Here is a 20,597-nt window from a genome sequence, read left to right as displayed (position 1 = left end):
TCCTCCTTAAATTATTTCATCAAATCGGTTACATATGGAAGCAAAGCTATCTGGCGAGCACGCTTAACAGCCTGAGCTACACGACGCTGATACTTCAAAGATGTTCCTGTGATACGACGAGGAAGGATTTTACCCTGCTCGTTCAAGAATTTCTTCAAGAACTCTGGATCCTTATAGTCGATATACTTGATACCACTCTTCTTAAAACGACAATACTTCTTCTTACGGGTATCGATAGAAGGAGCTGTCAAATAACGGATTTCTGAATTTTTCTGATCTGCCATAATTAAGCCTCCTCTTTTTTACCTAGTTTATTTCTACGCTTCTCAGCATAAGCTGCTGCATACTTGTCAAGACGTACAGTCATGTGACGGATAACTTTCTCATCACGGCGGTAGCCTGTTTCGAGAGTATCGATAACGGTAGGCTCAGCCTTAAACTCAACTAGACAGTAGAAGCCTGTTGATTTCTTTTGAATGGCATAAGCCATTTTTTTGAGTCCCCAAGCCTCTTCATTCAAGATTTCTGCACCGTTGTCGGTAAGAATCTGCTTGAATTTAGCGACCGCTTCCTTCATCTGTTCATCAGACAAAACGGGAGTCAAAATGAAAACGGTTTCGTATTGATTCATACTAATTAATAATTAAAAAAATAATTGTTATTTAAATACTTAAATGCATATCTTCTAAGTCATGATCGACTTTTTCTCAAAATGCGCTGCAAAAGTACTGTTTTTTTATGATATAAACAAATAATTCAGCACTTTTGTACCAAATTATTTCAAATATCGGCAAAAAGTTCTGGCGCTTATCGTTATTGGTATAATTTGTTACACCGCAAACCACAAGCGCCAGAGCATATTTTGATGTTATTTATGATTTATTCCTCTTCAGGGGTAATCAACTTATATCCTTTTCCGTGTATGTTGATAATTTCAATCTGTTCATCATCCTTTAGATGCTTACGCAATTTTGTGATATACACATCCATTGAACGAGCGTTGAAATAGTTGTCATCAATCCATATTGTCTTCAGAGCGAAATCTCTCTGTAGTATTTCGTTTGCGTGTGAGCAGAGAAGAGCCAAAAGCTCATTTTCCTTTGTTGTAAGTTTTGTCTGCTTATCACCGATAACCAATAATTGCTTTTGAGTATCAAATGTGAACTTGCCAATATGATAAAGAGTACTTTCCTTATTCTTCTTACCACGTACACGACGTAAAATTGCCTCTATACGGAATACTAATTCTTCCATTGAGAATGGTTTTGTGATATAATCATCAGCTCCAATCTTGAAGCCTTCAAGAATATCATCCTTAAGAGTCTTGGCTGTAAGGAATATGATTGGAATTTCAGCGTTTGCCTGGCGAATTTCCTGTGCAAGTGTGAATCCGTCCTTCTTAGGCATCATGACATCAAGAACGCAGATATCAAACTTGTTTTTCAAGAATTCACGATAACCTACTTCGCCGTCAGGACAAAGTGTAGCACTAAATCCTTTAGCCTGAAGGTATTCACGCAAAAGCATTCCTAAATTTTCATCATCTTCACACAAAAGAATTTTTAGTTTTTCTTCCATAATCTTATATTTTAATGTTAATACTTCATTTATATAACTACAACCTAATTTTCATCCATAAATGGTAATTTGATCGTAAAGACTGTGCCCTCGCCAAATTCACTGTCAACATGAATCTCGCCTTCATGCAGGTCAACCATTTTCTTCACGTATGAAAGACCAAGTCCGAATCCCTTCACGTCATGCACGTTACCGGTATGAACTCTGAAGAACTTATCAAACACTTTCTTCAAGTTGTCTTTCTTTATTCCAATTCCATTATCCTTTATTGACACACACACCTTCTTACCTTCGTTCCATGTCTTTATATAGACATTCAATGGCTCATCTGGCTTACGGTATTTCACAGCGTTGTCCAATAGATTAAAGATGACATTCTGGAAATGCATTTCATCAACATATATCGTTGAGTCTATAGCTTCAATCTCTGTATATACTTTACCACCAGTGTGCTCAACACGCAACGAGAAAGAGTTTCCGATGCTTTCTACCATTTCATTAATATCTATATCACGCTTTTTGAGCACAGCTTTTTTCCTTTCATACATGCTCATCTGCAACACCTTCTCTACAAGAAATCTCAATCGTTTGCTCTCATCGCTTATCACACCACCAAGATGTGTCATCATCGATTCGCTCTTTGTTACACTCTTGTCGTTCAGCATCTGCGCTGCAAGAGATATACTTGCTATAGGCGTCTTCAGCTCATGCGTCATATTGTTTATAAAGTCATTCTTTATCTCGCTGTAACGCTTTGAACGGAATATTACTACTATTGTGAATATGAATGTTACTAGCAGTACCAATGTAAAGATTATACTAGGAATCATGAATCTCACACTAGAGAATATGTAACTGTTCATGTCCGGGAAATGAATTTTCACAACTCCCATCTTTGTCTGTGGGTCGTTTCTGAACAGCACCTGTGAATATGTATATTCCTCACCGTCTTCATTATAGTCTGGACAACGATATACCTCACGTCCGTCCTGTGTTGAAACAGTAAAGTGGTATGGAATGTTTATTCCGTTATTCATCAATTCGGCTTTCAAGTCCTGATCGAGCAACTTGAAGTTGATGCGTTCCTTCAAAGGTTTGTCTGAAGCTGAATAAAGTATTGAATATACCACCTCATCCAATAGAGCCTTTTGATATACATATCTATTTTTTACAATTTCCTGCAAAGATCTTGATGCCTCAGATATTGAGTTCTTATCTGTCTTCAATATCATTGCTTTTGGCATTGAAGATGGCTTTGTTGCTATTGTCTTCAATTCAAATGAAGAATATACTGTTCCATCTTTTCCTACAGTCGAGTATTGATGACTTTGCTGAAAAGTTCCGTCATTAGGTCTACCTGAACGTGTGCCAACAGAATCCTGACTAGAAGAACGACGTTCTGTCTCTTTCACATCCTTTTCAAGAAATCTAAGAGTCTCGTTTAGTTCAAGGTTACGTGAAGCCTGATAGAGCGAACGATTGACTGATTCGTCAAACTGTTCTTTCTTCATATCTGCCATTTCCTGTATATAACTCAATTGCAGGAAAAGCAGCCCCATAAATGAGAGCCCCATTATTATGGCTATCGTCCATATCGTTCTTTTCTTCATATCGCAAAGATATACTAAATCTTAAATCGTTAACATTAGAATGTTAAACTTTTGGGTTGATTTTATTATAATTAACAATACAACACATTTATAGTTACATATAAGTAACTACAAAAGGTAGAGGACTAGCTCTACCTTTTTATTGTTAGTAATATTTTTTAAACTATTCTTCATTTTCATGAGCAAGTTCAGCCTCATGTTCTGAAATAAGTTCAGTCTGAATGTTACTAGGAACTAGTTCATAGCTAGCAAACTTTGTTATAAACGAAGCTCGTCCACCAGTGATTGAACTTAATGAGATACTATAGTTGCTAAGTTCCTTCAATGGCACCTTAGCAAGTAGTTTCTGATAACCAGCTTCAGAGTCCATTCCAACTATCATCGCACGTCTACCCTGCAGGTCGCTCATTACTTCGCCCATAAAATCAGCAGGTACATAAACCTCCAAGTCATAGATTGGTTCAAGTATCTTAGGACCAGCATTCTTGAATGCATCAGAGAAAGCATGGCGTGCTGCGAGCATAAACGAAAGTTCATTACTATCTACAGGATGCATCTTCCCGTCATACACTATAACTCTCACGTCTCGGGCATAACTACCTGTAAGTGGTCCATGTTCCATACAATCCTGCACTCCTTTTAATATGGCTGGCATAAATCGTGTGTCGATAGCACCACCCACAACTGAGTTAATAAACACGAGCTTTCCGCCCCACTCCAGATTTACGACTTCCTTGCCTTTAATATTTATCTTAAACTCCTGACCGTTAAAGTTGTATGTAGTAGGATCTGGCATGCCGTCTGCATAAGGTTCAATAATCAAGTGAACCTCACCAAACTGTCCTGCGCCACCACTCTGTTTCTTATGTCGGTATTCTGCCTTAGCCTTTTTGGTAATCGTCTCCCTATATGGAATTTTTGGATCACAAAACTTAACTTGCAGTTTCTCATTATTTTCAAGTCTCCATTTAAGAGTTCTCAAATGGAATTCACCTTGACCATGAACAATAACCTGTCTCAATTCCTTACTCTGTTCCACAACCCACGTAGGATCTTCCTGACGCATCTTCAGCATTGCAGCCATAAGTTTCTCTGTGTCCTGAGAGTTTACTGTCTTTATGGCACGACTATATTTTGAATTTGGATATTTAATAAAATTGAATTTCCAGTCACATCCCTTACCGTTAAGAGTATTTCCTGTCTTAACGTCTTTCAGTTTCACGGTGCAACCTATATCTCCGGCATTCAGTTGCTCCACAGCAATTCTGTTAGCACCTGCTCCAGCATAAATCTGTCCTATGCGTTCCTTACTGCCTCTGTCAGAGTTTGTAAGATCCTCTCCAGGTTTGATGCTTCCGCTCATCACCTTGAAATAACTAACCTCACCGATATGCGGTTCCATTCCTGTCTTAAAGAAATACAGACTAGTAGGTCCGTTAGCATCAGGTGTAACCTCTTCGCCTCTTGTATTATGCAGTTTAGGCATTTCATTAACAAAGGGCACCACGTTGCCAAGAAATTCCATTAGTCTTTGCACGCCCATATCCTTACCTGCACATACACAGAATACTGGGAATATATTTCTTGTTACAAGTCCTTTACGAATACCTTCCCTCATCTCATCCTCTGAAAGAGTATCTGAATCGAAGAATTTCTCCATTAAAGTCTCGTCATTCTCAGCTGCAGCTTCAACTAATTCCTTATGAAGTTCCATGGCCTTGTCCATTTCCTCTGCAGGAATATCCTCAATTATAGGTGCACCACCCTCTGGTTTCCAAGAATACTTCTTCATCAGAAGCACATCAATAAGAGCATTGAAGTTTGGTCCGGTAGTAATAGGATATTGTATTTGTACGCACTTTGAACCATATATTTCTTTCATACTTGAAATAACAGTATCGAAGTCACATTTGTCACTATCAAGCTGATTGATTAAGAAGATAACAGGTTTCTGTAATTTTTCAGTATATCTAAAGTTATTTTGTGTTCCGACTTCCGGACCATATTGGCCGTTAATCAGTATAACCGCCTCGTCGGTAACATTGAGCGACGTGATAGCGCCTCCCACAAAATCATCACTTCCAGGGCAATCAATTATATTAAGTTTTTTATTGTTCCACTCAACATGAAAAACGGTTGGGAATACTGAGTAGCCATATTCCAACTCAACCGGAAAATAATCGCTTACTGTGTTTTTGTTTTCTACACTTCCACGACGCTTTATAACACCGGCTTCAAAAAGCATACTTTCGGCAAGAGTTGTCTTGCCGCAACCCGCACTGCCAAGCAATGCAATGTTTTTAATCTCGTTAGTTTGATAAACTCTCATATCAAAAGATTTAAAGTGTTAGTAATATTTCATGGTTTATAAAGGTTTAATATACCTTTATAGGGCTCTAAGATATGAAATAATCCAATAACATCCAAGTATATTTTAAGAAAATTATTAATTTTGCACAAAAATAAGATTATGGCAGGTTTATACATTCACATCCCCTTTTGCGCAAGCCGTTGCATATACTGCGGTTTCTACAGCACCACTAAGACTAATCTTCAGGATAGATACGTCGATGCACTATGTAAGGAGATGGATTTAAGGAGTAATGAACTTGTTTTAGCTAACGAGAAAATCAATACTATATATATAGGTGGGGGTACTCCAAGTCAACTTTCGCTTGCTAACATCACAAAGATATTCACGCATATATACGATGTATGGGGGCCTAGGGTAGACGTCGAAGAAGCTACTATTGAATGCAATCCCGATGATATAACCGACGAATTTGCAAAAGCCATAGCCCAACTTCCTATAAATCGTGTAAGCATGGGAGCACAGACTTTCAACGATGACAGGCTCAAATTTCTGCATCGCCGTCATTGTTCCGACGAAGTGGGATCTGCCGTTAACCGACTTCAGAAATATGGCATCAAGAATATCAGCATCGACCTCATGTTTGGTTTTCCCGATGAGAGTATTGCCGACTGGGAAAGCGATATAGATGAAGCCGTATCTTTGGGAGTACAACACATTTCTGCCTATAGTCTTATGTATGAAGAGGGCACTACCCTTTTCAAACTTCTCAATCAGAATAAGGTTAAGACCATCGACGAGGAAACAAGTCTTGCGATGTATAATATGCTTATCGATAGATTATCTTCTGCTGGATATGAGCAATACGAGATAAGTAACTTTGCCAAACCTGGATTTCAGAGCAGACACAACAGTAGCTATTGGCACGACATACCATATATTGGAATAGGTGCCTCTGCACATAGCTACGACATAAAGAGCAGACATTGGAACATCAGCGACATTACTAAATATATCAGTAGCATAGAGAGTTGCACGCTACCGTTCGAGGAAGAGATTATCGACAAAAACACAAAATACGATGACCTCATAACTACAGCTATGCGTACACGTGAAGGAATAGATATCGAAAAACTTAAGGCAGATTTCGGCAATGACCTATACACCTATTTTATGAATGAAGCCGACAAGCATATCAACAACGGTACCTTGAAGAATGTAAATGGCAGGATTTCTCTCACCCGTAAAGGCTTGTTTGTTTCAGACGACATCATGAGCGATCTCATGCATGTTTAGTCATTCCCTGCTATAAGCCCAATACAATCTATTTTATTTCAATCAATTTGTATTTTTCACTTCCAAGTCCAATCTTCTGAGCCCAGTCAATGGTATGAGTACCATGCTGCTTGTTTATGCGTTTCAGCATATCAGTAGGGTCATTTTCTGCAGTCACTTTCTGTTGATTAATAATGTCAACACATGCCTGGTCAAGAGCTACAGGGTCTGTACTAGCAAGTATTCCATAATCTTTAAGTTTCACTGGTTGTGGATGAGCCACACAGTCACAGTCAATACTCATATTATTCATCACACTGATATAGATTATTCCATCTCGCTTTTGAAAGTAGTTCACCACTGCCTGAGCAGAAGCTGCCATACTCTCCAAAAAGCCATCTTGATCACCTACATTTTCCTTTGTCCAAAGATTATCAGGAGTTGTAATCTTTCCAGCAGAATGAATATAAGCTTTACCGTTTCGTGATGCACAGCCAATAGATAGGTTTTTCAGAGCACCTCCATAACCACCCATCGGGTGTCCCTTAAAGTGATTAAGGCAAACCATGAAATCATAGTTAGCCATGTGTCCTCCCACGATGTCATATTTCAGATGTGTATGATCTTTCACTGGTATTCTTATTTCGTCATATTCATCCATCAGGTCAACGGCAAACAAAGAGTCGAATCCATGTTGATGTATCACTTCCCAATGGTCCTTCGTTTCCATACGGTCACCTGGATAAGCTGTTCTGTTTTCTACAATAACACCATCAACGTCGTCAACAAGTTTTTGGATCAATGTTGGTTTCAGATAATTAGGGTTAGAACCTTCGCCCGTACTTATTTTCACAGCTACCCTACCTTTAGCCTTCACTCCTAATGCATTATATGCTTTCACCAGTGCATCTGGTGATATTTCTTTTATCAGATACACTTTAGTTTGTGCGTTAACCGCTATCACGGCAAGCAGCAATGTCAAAGTCATTATTATTTTCTTCATATTGCTTGATTATTTTTGGTACGATGCAAATATACAAATTTTATTTGTTTTTGCATATTCCTTCCTACATTTATTCACATTATTTATTCTCACACTGATATGATTAATTCCCGCTGATGTATTTTCATGCGAGAGAATATCTCCGCCTCGATTATCAGTAAAGTGATACGAATATGGCAAAAATATGACATATATAGCAATATTATCACATTTAAATACTTACTTCAACTTATTTTTAATAATTTTGCGACTAAATGAATATAGATAATTTTCATCCGCTCATCCTGAATGTGGGAAAGGCTGTACTCAATGCCGATTGGAACTGGCATAATGTGTGCAGTCCTTTTGCACGCATTTACTATATTGTAAAGGGAGAAGCTGATGTAGAGATAGACGGGATTAGTCATAAATTGATTCCAGGCAGAATGTATCTCATACCTCCCTTCACTACCCATTCTACTAAATGTAAAGGACTCTTTATTCATTATTATATTCATATTTACGATGACAGCATAACAGGTAATACTCTCTTCGAAGAATATGACTTTCCGTTTGAGATTAAATCAAATCATGGCGAGGAAAACCTATTCGAGCGTCTTTGTAATCTAAATCCATCAATGATACTTCGCCGAAGCAACCCTATAGAGTATGACAACAATCAGACTCTCGCACGCTCAATAATTCATAATAAGCAACGCTCTGAATGGCTAAAAATGGAGTCAAGAGGTATTCTATTCCAAATCTGCTCTAGATTCCTTGTTAATGCTACAACTAAGGCTGTTATCAAAAATGAGCGCATACTGAAAACTACAAAACTCATACACACCAACCTTGCTGGCAATATCACAATAGAGCAGTTGGCAGCAGAGGCAGGAATCTCTCAGGAGCATTTCATCCGTCTGTTCAGACAGACTACCGGAACCACTCCCATGCTCTATATAAATCAGAAACGCATTGAGAAAGCAGAGCTACTATTGCTTACTACCGAAAAATCTATCCGAGAAATAGCACTCACGCTTGGGTATGAAGACAATTCTTACTTCGTCAGAGTTTTTAAGAGGGTCACAAATACCACGCCTAGCGAATATCGTAGACAAAATAAACAATAAATAATAAGAAAAGGATCATGAATAAGAAAACGCTTATTTTATTAGGTGCTTTGATGCTCACCACAACAGCGTTGGCACAACATTACAAAACTGACAAAAATGGTCTTATACTTGAAAAAAGTATGCTACCCGAAATGCCAGCCATACCTGCTCCTAAAGAAATAGGTAGCGTAAAAATGGGCGACAGTAAAACTTTTGAAGAGGTGCAACTCGACATCCCTATCACAAAGGGACCGTTCAAGCCCAACTGGCAATCAATAGAAGCTAACTATCCTGGCACTCCACAATGGCTTAGAGATGCTAAGTTCGGTATATGGGTGCACTTCGGCCCTCAGGCAGCCGGAGAAAGTGGTGACTGGTATGCGCGTAATCTATACAAGCAAGGACACTTGGCTTACAATAACCATCTTAAGCGCTATGGACATCCTTCTGAGGTGGGATATAAAGAAGTACTACACAATTGGAATCCCGACAAGCTCAATCCCGAATATCTCACAAAGCTATATCAGAAGTCGGGTGCTCGCTTTCTCATGATACAAGGTGTACATCACGACAACTACGATCTTTGGAACTCAAAGTTCCATCCATGGAACTCTATGAGCGTGGGTCCAAAGCGTGACCTTCTACGCGAATGGGTCAACGCCTGCAAGAAATACAAGATGCACTATGGCGTAACTTTCCACCACGAGTACACTTGGTGGTGGTGGCAGACTGCTTTCGGCAGTGATGCTACGGGCGATAAAGCAGGTATTCCTTATGACGGCAATCTCACTCTTAAAGATGGAAAAGGTAAATGGTGGGAAGGTCTAGATCCACGCCGTCTATATGGTATTGATCTGCGCGAATATGAAGATGTAGATAAAAATGCACATACAGGATGGTCACCTCCAAAGGCTGGTATCTTCTCTCGTCATCTCGACTATTGCAAGTGGTATACCACAGAGTGGGCACTTCGCATGATGGATGTTACAGAGAACTACGACCCTGATTTCATTTATACCGACGGAACAGCTGAAGGACCTTTTACAGGTACAGGCACTGGTACTGGATATAAGTGCAACGCCATGCAAACTGTGATAGCCGATTATTACAATCGTCAGTTATTAAGAAAAGGTAAAGTTGATGCATTCAGCATTGTCAAGTTCCGTCACCCTACTAATGGCACAGTAAACACTGCTGAGTTCGATTTCCCAGACACTATCAACACATCTCAGGCTTGGATTCGCGAGGCACCTGTTGGCGACTGGTTTTATGCTCCTGACTTCACCTACGATTCTAATAGCATGATACGATTTATAATTGAGGCAATAGCTCGTGATGGAAACGTAGCCCTAAATATTCCTTTGCGTCCTGATGGCAGCATTGAGGATGCTTGTGTCACAATGCTTGAAGAGGTTGGCAAGTGGATGAACACCAATGGTGAATCCGTCTATGGCAGCAAAGCATGGAAGACTTTAGGCGAAGGTGAAATCATAAATGGAAAATTGAAGAAACTTCCTGGTGGAGGTTTGGGTAAGAAGCATGCACAGTTCAAGTTCAATGCTCAGGATATCCGTTTCACTGAAGGTAAGAATGACGATCTTTATGCCTTTTGCATGAATGTACCTGATGTTGGTCAAAAGGTGATTATCCATGCTCTGAGTACAGACAAAGCATTGGTAAACCATCATATCAAGAAGGTTACCCTGCTTGGATACAAAGGCAAACTATCATGGAAACAAACTGCAGATGGACTTGAAGTTACTTATCCTAAGGATGCCAAACTTAAAACAGCTGTTGTATTCAGAATAGAATAATTACTATATGCAATTCATCATTGATAATATTTTAATGCTATTGTATTATATTATCAATGATGAGTGCAATTAAACATAATCAATAATTTAAGCAAGCTTGCTTAAGCTATGCCAAGCGCAACCAAAAATTTCTCGCCACGCATAGTAAGCAAGCTTTCTTTATTCATGACTTAGCGGAAAATTTCTTGTATTTTTTTCTAGACACCTTTAAGTGCGTTTCATGCCAGTTTGCTAAAAAATACGTGAACAATACTAGTCAATAATATAGTTTCTGAAATATACAAACATCAAAGTGTATCTTAACCTTAATTATAAATACAAAAACATGCGCGTTATAAGCATAAAATTGTATTTATAACGGATAAACATGAAACCACAATACCCCATTTTTACTATTTTATTAGTTTTTCATACATAAACTTTCAATTTGATACTATTATTAGTTAAAACATGCAATATCAAAATAAAAAGCAATACCATATATTACAATATGACACTTTTAACAAATACGTAGAAACAAAAAGATATAAAAACAACGCATTAGCTTACATTTTGCATATCTTTGTACCGTTATTATAATCAATATGATTTAATTTCGCGGTGTTTTCATACAGTTTGATGTCAGGATGACAACTTATAAATGCAGATAAATATTATACAATAACAAGTATACATCATATATTTTAATCATTTAATTGTAATTAGTTATGAAAAAAATCGAAGCAATTATTAGGACTTCCAAGTTTGAAGAAGTTAAGGACGCACTACGCCAGGTAGGTATTGATTTCTTTTCTTATTCAGATGTTACAGGAGTTGGAAACGAAATTAGAAAAGGCGAATTATCTTATCGTGGTACAGTATATGATACAAGCTACATACCACGGCAGCTTCTAACGATAGTTGTGCGCGATATGAATGCGAAGAAGACAGTCGACGCTATTTTAAAAACAGCGAGAACCGGTGTTATAGGCGATGGAAAGATATTTGTATCTTCAATTGAAGAGTCTTATCGTATAAGGACAGGTGAAGAGGGAGATGATTCATTGTATAATAAATAAAATATAATTGTTATGAGAAAATTTGTATTAATATTACTGATGGTGATAACGGTTTCAGTAGCTAACTTTGCCTATGCTGGTACTACTAGGCTCCCTGATCCATCTGGAACTACAACAGGAAATGTAAATGATATAACTGCGGTTACCCCAGGAAAACCTACGCAGAGTGAACTTGCAGATCAGGTAGGTCACAACAAAGTGGCAATAAATATGGTATGGGTTTTGGTAACAGGATTCCTTGTTATGTTTATGCAGGCAGGTTTCGCACTTGTTGAAACCGGACTTACAAGAGCCAAAAACGCTAATCATACCATGGCTATGAACTTTATGGTTTATGCACTAGGTATGCTTGGATTCTTTATAAGTGGATTTGCCATCATGTTTGGAGGAATAGGAAGTCTGGGAACCCTAGGTGGATTTGGCGGATTATCTCATGAATTTGCCATTAGTCTCTTTGGACATACTTTTGGACTATTCGGCACGACAGGCTTTTTCCTTAGTGGTGGTGTTTATGATGTTGCTGTCTTTGCCCTTTTCTTGTTTGAGATGGTATTTATGGATACAACAGCAACAATCCCTACAGGATCAATGGCTGAACGTTGGAAATTCTCTTCTTTTGCAATATATGGAATTATAGTTGGAGGTCTTATTTATCCTATATTCGGTAACTGGGTATGGGGCGGAGGCTGGCTCTCACAACTAGGAAGCATGTTTGGACTTGGACATGGAGTTGTAGACTTTGCTGGTTCTGCTGTTGTTCACATGACAGGTGGTGTTTTAGCGCTAGTTGGAGCAATGATGCTAGGTCCTAGAGTTGGAAAATACAACAAAAACGGAACGCCAAACGCTATTCCTGGTCATAATATACCATTAGCTATTGTTGGTTGTTTTATATTAGCTTTCGGATGGTTTGGATTTAACTCAGGTTCATCTTTAGCAGGTGGCGATTTAAGAATCAGTGTTGTTGCCGTTAATACAATGATTGCATCTGCAACAGGAGCTTTCGCGTCAATGGCATATATGTGGTGGTTTAAGACAAAGAAGCCAGACCCAACAATGATGATGAACGGTATGTTAGCAGGTCTTGTAGCTATCACTGCTCCATGTGCTTTTGTCAATGTAGTGAGTGCAGCTATTATAGGTCTTGTTGCTGGAGTTTTGGTAATTGAAGCATCTTTCTTCTTTGAGCGTAAGCTGAAGATTGACGATCCAGTAGGAGCTATTTCTGTACACGGCGTGAATGGAGCTTGGGGAGTATTAGCTTTAGGCCTATTTGCTGATGGTTCATACGGCAATGGTTGGAATGGTGTGAAAGGCACTGTAACAGGACTTTTCTATGGAGATGCTAGTCAATTTTTTGCACAGCTCATAGGTGTAATCACCAACATAATCTATGTAGCAGCCATTGGTTGGGTTGTATTCAAGATTATCGGATTCTTCACTCATGGAATGAGAGTTAAAGTTGATGCAGAGCTTGCAGGACTTGATGTTCCAGAAATGGGTATTGAAGGCTATTCAGGTGTGAAATTGGATAAGAATTCAGAGACACCACTTTCAAGATAATATGATGTATATTGATGTGCCCTGAAACAGCATTGTGCTTTACAAAGCTATATCAGGCACATCAATGCTTATACGCTATTCATCATTGATAATCTTTCTAATGCAATTGCATTACATTATCAATGATGAGTGCTATAAATAAAACCAGATAAATATTATTGGTTTCTCTGTATAAATTGCAATAATCCTTATCTTTGCTTATCTTCGTTACGTTTTCAAACATATACCTTTGGAACAAGGTACAAATTAGCCCTATTGTAAATACAATTATATAGATATCTTCTCTCATAATTTTATTTATTATTAGTTACGTTATTCACTTTCAAATCCCCTACTACGCATGCATCTGCATTCTGGGATTACAATCTTAATTACGATGCGTTCAGCTGTTTGTTTATCAGTTTTGGCAACGATTTAATCTAAACCGAAAATCTGTTGTTTGCACCGTAATCAACATGTACATACGCACGAAAGAATTTGTTATTTTTCATTTTAAATCTATTTTAGTTATGTCTCTAGTTGTTATTTGATACGTAAATTTATATATATAAATTCATTTGTGCAACTTTCGTCTTGCATATTTAACTTATCTTATACAACCACGACTAAAGCTAATTGTGTTAACCAACATCTTTTTGACTAAAAACGTCTATTGTTGTTCAGCGATATAGTATCACTAATCTATGATAGCATCCAGTTACTTGAATAACTTTTTATCTCTAAACCAGGCAATGCTAATATGTGAAATAAGATAAATAAATAATAAAATGCAGTAATAAAAATACCGATTGGTATATTTTTATATTATATTTGCAACAAAAATAATAATAGAAACATGTCAAAGGCTGAAAAAACAAAGGAATATATTATAGAAAGAACAGCATCTATCTTCAATACAAAGGGCTATGCTGGCACTTCTCTAAATGACATGACCGAAGTAACTGGTTTAACCAAAGGAAGCATTTATGGCAATTTCAAAAACAAAGATGAAGTGGCTGTAGAAGCTTTCAAATACAACTTCAGTGTAATGTCTAATCTCTTTTCCTCTGAAATGGCTAAGAAAAAGACATATAGAGAGAAACTTTTAGTGTATCCCCACATACTTGGCAATTTCTCAGAAACAAGATTTCCTGAAGGTGGATGCCCTGTTTTAAATACAGCTGTTGAGTCAGATGACACTCACCCACTACTTAAACAGCAAACGATATTTGCATTTACCAAATGGAAAAACGGAATAATCAATTTATTGAAAGATGGAATTGCTGCAAATGAATTTCGCCCTGATATTCACTTGGAACAAATTGCCCTCACTATGCTATCTATGCTAGAAGGCGGAATCATGATACGTAAACTCACAAATAATCAAAAGTATATAAATCATATTATTAGTTCACTGCAAGACTATATAAATAGCTTGTAATTTTTTTATCTAACAATATACCAATCGGTATAATATAAAACAAATATTTAAAATGAAACGAGTAGTAATCACAGGATTGGGCGCAATAACCCCATTAGGAAATAACATCAATGAGTTTTGGGAAAACATAGTAAATGGGAAAAGCGGAGCTGCACCACTAACTAAATTTGATTGTTCAAAATTTAAAACACAGTTTGGTTGTGAAGTAAAAGACTTCCATCCTGAAGAGTTTTTAGACCGCAAAGAACTTCGTTCCAACGATCTTTTCACTCAATATGCTATCGCTGCGTCAGATGAAGCTATAAAGGATTCTAAATTACATCCTGAGAACATGAGCGAAGCTGAACGCTCTGAAATAGGTGTGATCTGGGCTTCAGGAAATGGTGGTATAGGTACGCTTGAAAAAGAACTCAAAGAGTATTATGCAGGAGATGGAACACCTAGGTTCAGTCCTTTTCTGATTCCTAAAATGATAGTCAATATGGCAGCAGGAGTTATTTCCATTCGCAATGGATTGCTGGGCACTAACTATGCTACGGTCTCTGCTTGTGCTTCGTCAAATACAGCAATTATAAATGCTTTCGACACGATAAGATTAGGAAAAGCAACTGCCATGATTTGTGGAGGTTCTGAGGCTGCTATTACCGAATCCTCAATAGGAGGTTTCAATGCACTACAGGCTCTTTCAAAATCAAATGACGATCCCCAGGGAGCATCACGTCCTTTTGATGAAACACGTAACGGATTTGTTATTGGTGAAGGTGCCGGAGCATTAGTTCTCGAAGATTTAGATCATGCACTGAAGCGTAATGCAACGATTTATGCCGAAATAATTGGTGGTGGTATGGCTGCCGATGCCTATCACATCACAGGAACTCATCCTGAAGGTTTAGGTGCTAAGCTGTCCATGCAGAAGGCACTCGCTGATGCAGGTATCTCATCTGATAAAATTGATTATGTAAATGCTCATGCCACTTCTACGCAGATGGGTGACATTAGTGAATTAAAAGGCATTAAAAAAGTATTTGGTGATAGGTCAATTAAGGTAACAGGCACAAAATCCATGACAGGTCATCTTCTTGGAGCTGCCGGTGCAATAGAAAGCATCATTTCTATTCTGTCAATCAGAGATAATGTTATTCCGGCAACTATCAACACAGAGAATCCTGACAAAGAAAATCCTGAAAACATAGACTTGGTTTTGCATCATTCGCGTTATGAGCCTGTAAACTATGTGCTTAACAATACGTTTGGTTTCGGTGGACATACTGCTAGTTCTATTTTTAAGAAATACATATAACGCTACAGATCAAACACGTTTGCACCTTCAGTAATGATCAATGCAAACCATGATCTACCGCTAGCAGGATACTCTTTATAGTAGCATACTAATGGAGTATCCTGCATAGCAAAAAATAATTCTATATAGTTTGTAATTTAAAAATTTGACAATTATGAAACAGACAATTTTAGTAACAGGGGCATCTTCTGGTATTGGATTATATATAGCCAACAGACTCCACGAAAGCGGTTACAACGTTATTGGTACAAGCCGTAGCCCAGAGAAGTATCAATCAAAGATACAATTCAAGCTGCTAGCTCTTGATATTACTGATAGCAACTCTATTCAGTCTTTCACAAAAGAACTTTTCAGCCAGATAGACACTCTTGATGTAGTCATTAACAATGCAGGGTTTATGGTTACCGGACTTGTTGAAGAAACTTCTATTGAGTTAGGCAAACAACAATTTGAAACAAACTTTTGGGGAACAGTTAGCCTCACAAACGAATTACTACCTTACCTCAGAAAACAAAGACATGGAAAGATAATTACCACTGGCTCGTTTTTTGGTTTAGTCGGGCATCCGAGTGTAGCCTATTACTCTGCTTCAAAACATGCTTTGGAAGGCTATTTCAAGTCATTGAGGTTTGAGTTGAATCAATTCAATATTAAGGTAAGCATGATTGAGCCGATGTATACCAAGTCAAATATTGAAAGTCACGGTGTTGTTGGTGATGAAAGAATTGCAGATTACGATACACTAAGGCGAAACATCAGCTCTATGTATAGCAGAGAGTTTGCTAAAGCCCCCGAACCAACAAATGTAATAAAGGCAGTGATGAAAATTATAAATGAAGCGAACCCTAAATTCAGTTATCCTGTTGGTAAAGGCACATCGCTTATTCTTATATTGCAGCGTTTTGCTTACAAGACATTTGAAAGTGTTGTCTTAAAGCTTATAAACTCTATAAAAAAATAGCCAAAGAATAGCTAAAAAGAGCATCTGCTAAACGGTATATTCTCACGCAGATAGCGCAGAGATTTCCCCTTTGCATGCAACCATACTATTTACTATGAGCAAATTCATCTTCCCGAATTGTCGGGAAGATAAGAGCTCTAACAATTTTACAAGATATCAATTGCACTAACAACAAACCTATTGTAAGAGTTAAATACGCACTAAGTTAATTCTGCCTATAGCTTAGTTTCTTTATAAATATGAAACTCAAGTAATAAATTAGATGGAATGCGATTATACAGTTGAAGATGATAAGTTCCGTCATATTACCTGCATCAGATTTATGATGCACATAGGTGAAGAATGCCAATAAGATGCAGAGAACCAAACCGCAGCAGGATGTAACATTTCTTGTCTTTTGTTTTTCCTCAAGTGAATCATCTTCTGACAACTTGCTGTGATTGGGACTACGTACGATATATATATCAAAACCTACCATCATCCATACAACCAGACGTATCCATGTGTCTATACTTAATGAAACCATCATCGATAGACAGATAATAGCTCCAAGTATGGGGATGAACGGAACCCAAGGTGTTTTGAATGCTGGTTTTACTCCCGGATTATTCCTTCGTATGATGATAATTCCTATGCAGACCAGAATGAAAGCGAATAGCGTTCCGATGCTGCTCATTTCTCCAATGATTTTTCCAGGAACAAATGCAGCAATCAGACTGACAAAAACCATAAATAATAGATTTGACTTTGCTGGTGTTTTGTATGTTTCATGTAGATGTGAGAATATTTTGGGAACCAGACCATCACGGCTCATAGAATAAAAGACTCTGCTCTGACCGAGTAATAATACCATAATCACAGAAGAATATCCTAAAAGAATTGCAACCATAATAATCCTGTTGAGCCACGGAAAGGCTGGGATGATATGCCCATCCGGACCAGCCGTACCCATGTGATTGATAGCTGTCGCTACAGGTGCCAGATCATTTCCAGCACCGCTGAACGACTTGTAATTGGCAACTCCGGTAAGTACATAAGCGAATAATACATAGAGTATGGTGCATATCAGTAATGACCCTAATATGCCATAAGGCATTGACTTCTGAGGGTTCTTGGTTTCCTGAGCTACTGTTGACACGGCATCAAATCCCATATACGCAAAGAATATCAGCCCTGCAGCTCTGAATATACCTGTCCATCCAAACTTTCCAAAACTTCCTTGGTTGGCAGGAATAAAGGGCGTGAGGTTGCTCTTGTCAATATAGTGAAATCCAATGACGATGAAAAGCAAAACGATGCTGACCTTTAACACGACGATTACGTTATTTAATCGGGCTGACCCTTTTGTTCCGCGTATAAGTATCATAGACATAAGCGTGACAATAAAAACTGACGGGAGATTGATGATTCCGTGAATCACCTCACCGTTGGACATCGTCACACTTTCAAAAGGAGTCATCATCAACTGCCGCTGTAAGGTAAATCCCAGTGAGTGTAACAATTCATAAAAATAACTTGACCAACTGGATGCAATCGTTGAAGCTCCTACGGCATATTCAAGTATCAAGTCCCAGCCGATAATCCATGCAACAAATTCACCCATTGTCGCGTAAGAGTATGTGTAAGCACTGCCTGCTACAGGAATAGAAGAGGCAAATTCGGCATAACATAATCCTGCAAAAGCACAACCGATAGCTGCAATTACGAAAGAAATGATGATGGCAGGCCCCGCATAATCAGCAGCTGCAATACCTGTAATTGAAAACAATCCGGCTCCAATGACAACACCAACTCCCAATGCAACCAACGCACCCGTTGACAAGGTCTTCTTCATTCCGTGCTTCTCAGAAGATTCTGCCAGAAGATCGTTAATACTCTTCTTCGTAAATAATCCCATACCTATTTATTTTATGCCTTTAATATTTTGGCACAAAGATAGTAATTATTGATAAAACAACATCATATTGTATTGTATTTTTTAATATATAGATACAAAATGATAATATTAACCAATAAAAACTTTCATTTTAAAACAAATTCTTATATAAGATAATACCGATTGGCAAGTATCTATTTTGCAAAGATGCACTAATTAATAATCGTTATTTACCTGTTTCTATGAAATATTTTCAAAGAGTAACCAGAGGTTTAATATTGTGACAATGCCAGCAAGAGAATACAGGAAAGCTGAATTCCATGGTCTGTTTGCGTATTTACCCATCACCTGCTTGGAAGATGTAAGACTCACCTGCAGAAATACCGTGAACGGTAGTTGAATGCTAAGTATCATTTGTGATATCAGTAGGCACTTAAATGGATTGCTGATAAAGAAAATTATCAATAGCGATATGCCGAGAGATAGACAGATACCAATGATTGAGTGAGAGTCATGGATATTGTATGACTCACCAAAAAGACCTGCAAAGATGCTGCCAGCAGCCATGCCGCTGGTAATGGTGCTTGATATGCCGGCTAGCAGAAGCGCTACTGCAAAGATGTTAGCTGCGCTATTGCCAAGTAAAGGCGTGAGTAGCGACTGTGCCTGAGACAGTTCTTCTACATGGATACCATTGTGAAAGAATGTAGCTGCTGCAAGCAAAATCATTGCGCTGTTTATCGCCCACCCCACAATCATTGAAAATAATGTGTCAAAAAACTCATACTTCAATGTCTGTTGAATATACTTGTCTGATCGTTTCTGGATTTGACGACTTTGAATGATTTCTGAATGCAAAAACAGATTATGAGGCATAATCACAGCGCCGAGCACGCTCATTATAATCATCATACTACCTTGCGGTATGCTTGGCACTACCCATCCGTGTGTAGCTGCACCCCAATCTATATGCACAAGGAAAAGTTCATAGATAAATGAGAGTCCTATCACGGATACAAATTCGATGATGCCACGTTCCATTCTTTTATATGAATTCGTGAAAATCATGATCATTACTGTTACCGTGGTAAGTATAGATCCCCAGATAATAGGTATATTGAATAGCATCTGTAGGGCGATGGCACCTCCTAGAATCTCTGCCAGTGATGTTGAGATACTGGCGAGTACTGCAGTGATGATAATCGGACGTCCTATATATTTAGGCGTATATTTATCAGCAGCCTCACTAAGGCACAAACCTGTGACAATGCCAAGATGAGCCACGTTATGCTGTAGTGCAATCAGCATGATTGTAGAGAGGGTTACTACCCAAAGAAGTGAATATCCGAAGTAGGAACCCGCAGCGAAATTACTTGCCCAGTTACCCGGATCAATGAAACCAACAGTGACTAACAGTCCTGGTCCAATATATTTGAAGATGTCAAAACCACCCAACACTCGCGGGTGTGTCTTGCTCTTTAGTTCTTTTATTATATTCATCATAGCTGCGAAGATACAAATAAATTTTATATGATATGTAATCTTTGCAGAAAAATACCAACTATTGGGGATGTGAATTGGTTGAAAGTAAACAATGACTTGCCCAATAACTAATTCATTTGTTCCCCCCTACTACATTTTCTCTGCATCATCTGCGCTATCTGCGGGAGAATAAATAGGCTAAAACGATAATCTGTTGTGATTCATTAAGCCAACTTTATGCAAGTGCATAAATAA

At 38.2% G+C, this 20,597-nt stretch carries 16 protein-coding genes; 8 read left to right on the top strand and 8 right to left on the bottom strand.

Features of this window, described 5'->3' with window-relative positions; genetic code table 11:
* Positions 1–11: 11 nt before the first annotated feature.
* The 5 genes from rpsR to B045_RS0112420 form a co-directional block, all read right to left on the bottom strand.
* Positions 12–284, bottom strand: a complete 273-nt coding sequence (gene rpsR, locus B045_RS0112440; protein WP_018464589.1) for a 30S ribosomal protein S18 — start codon at positions 282–284, stop codon at positions 12–14.
* Positions 285–286: 2 nt separating this feature from the next.
* Positions 287–631, bottom strand: a complete 345-nt coding sequence (gene rpsF / locus B045_RS0112435) for a 30S ribosomal protein S6 (protein WP_018464588.1) — start codon at positions 629–631, stop codon at positions 287–289.
* A 248-nt stretch (positions 632–879) separates the two neighbouring features.
* The gene (gene rprY / locus B045_RS0112430) at positions 880–1,578 is read right to left on the bottom strand and encodes a response regulator transcription factor RprY (protein WP_018464587.1); all 699 of its coding nucleotides are present in this window, start codon (positions 1,576–1,578) and stop codon (positions 880–882) included.
* A 44-nt stretch (positions 1,579–1,622) separates the two neighbouring features.
* Positions 1,623–3,188, bottom strand: coding sequence for a sensor histidine kinase (locus tag B045_RS0112425; RefSeq protein WP_018464586.1), 1,566 nt, complete (start codon positions 3,186–3,188; stop codon positions 1,623–1,625).
* 163 nt (positions 3,189–3,351) lie between these two features.
* Entirely contained in the window at positions 3,352–5,517 is a 2,166-nt protein-coding gene (locus tag B045_RS0112420) for an elongation factor G (protein WP_018464585.1), read from the bottom strand.
* A 141-nt stretch (positions 5,518–5,658) separates the two neighbouring features.
* Between B045_RS0112420 and hemW the strand changes: the two genes are divergently transcribed.
* Positions 5,659–6,795 (top strand): radical SAM family heme chaperone HemW, encoded by a 1,137-nt coding sequence (gene hemW / locus B045_RS0112415; RefSeq protein ID WP_018464584.1) that lies wholly within the window; start codon positions 5,659–5,661, stop codon positions 6,793–6,795.
* Between the two features lie 28 nt (positions 6,796–6,823).
* On the opposite strand, the gene B045_RS0112410 is transcribed toward hemW, so the two are convergent.
* Positions 6,824–7,777, bottom strand: a complete 954-nt coding sequence (locus B045_RS0112410; RefSeq protein ID WP_018464583.1) for a DUF362 domain-containing protein — start codon at positions 7,775–7,777, stop codon at positions 6,824–6,826.
* Between the two features lie 254 nt (positions 7,778–8,031).
* Between B045_RS0112410 and B045_RS0112405 the strand changes: the two genes are divergently transcribed.
* From B045_RS0112405 to B045_RS0112365, 7 genes are all read left to right on the top strand, one after another.
* Positions 8,032–8,886, top strand: a complete 855-nt coding sequence (locus B045_RS0112405) for an AraC family transcriptional regulator (RefSeq protein ID WP_018464582.1) — start codon at positions 8,032–8,034, stop codon at positions 8,884–8,886.
* Positions 8,887–8,903: 17 nt separating this feature from the next.
* On the top strand, positions 8,904–10,682 hold the full coding sequence (locus B045_RS0112400; RefSeq protein ID WP_018464581.1) for an alpha-L-fucosidase: 1,779 nt from the start codon (positions 8,904–8,906) through the stop codon (positions 10,680–10,682).
* A gap of 707 nt (positions 10,683–11,389) precedes the next feature.
* On the top strand, positions 11,390–11,740 hold the full coding sequence (locus B045_RS0112395) for a P-II family nitrogen regulator (RefSeq protein WP_018464580.1): 351 nt from the start codon (positions 11,390–11,392) through the stop codon (positions 11,738–11,740).
* A gap of 12 nt (positions 11,741–11,752) precedes the next feature.
* Entirely contained in the window at positions 11,753–13,303 is a 1,551-nt protein-coding gene (locus B045_RS0112390) for an ammonium transporter (protein ID WP_025883300.1), read from the top strand.
* Positions 13,304–14,138: 835 nt separating this feature from the next.
* A complete protein-coding gene (locus B045_RS0112380) occupies positions 14,139–14,723 on the top strand; it encodes a TetR/AcrR family transcriptional regulator (RefSeq protein WP_018464577.1) in 585 nt (194 codons plus the stop codon).
* Positions 14,724–14,775: 52 nt separating this feature from the next.
* Positions 14,776–16,023: a beta-ketoacyl-ACP synthase II gene (fabF, locus tag B045_RS0112375; RefSeq protein WP_018464576.1), complete on the top strand. Its 1,248-nt coding sequence runs from the start codon at positions 14,776–14,778 to the stop codon at positions 16,021–16,023.
* Between the two features lie 154 nt (positions 16,024–16,177).
* Positions 16,178–16,984 (top strand): SDR family NAD(P)-dependent oxidoreductase, encoded by an 807-nt coding sequence (locus tag B045_RS0112365; protein ID WP_018464574.1) that lies wholly within the window; start codon positions 16,178–16,180, stop codon positions 16,982–16,984.
* A gap of 205 nt (positions 16,985–17,189) precedes the next feature.
* Here the strand turns inward: B045_RS0112365 and B045_RS0112360 are convergent, their stop codons facing one another.
* Together B045_RS0112360 and B045_RS0112355 are read right to left on the bottom strand one after the other, a co-directional pair.
* On the bottom strand, positions 17,190–18,881 hold the full coding sequence (locus B045_RS0112360; RefSeq protein ID WP_018464573.1) for an amino acid permease: 1,692 nt from the start codon (positions 18,879–18,881) through the stop codon (positions 17,190–17,192).
* A 219-nt stretch (positions 18,882–19,100) separates the two neighbouring features.
* Positions 19,101–20,363 (bottom strand): Nramp family divalent metal transporter, encoded by a 1,263-nt coding sequence (locus B045_RS0112355; RefSeq protein WP_018464572.1) that lies wholly within the window; start codon positions 20,361–20,363, stop codon positions 19,101–19,103.
* Positions 20,364–20,597 lie beyond the last annotated feature (234 nt).

Origin of the sequence: Segatella paludivivens DSM 17968 = JCM 13650 (assembly GCF_000373185.1) — a bacterium.
Taxonomy (GTDB): domain Bacteria; phylum Bacteroidota; class Bacteroidia; order Bacteroidales; family Bacteroidaceae; genus Prevotella; species Prevotella paludivivens.
This window is presented reverse-complemented; position numbering and strand designations above follow the sequence as displayed.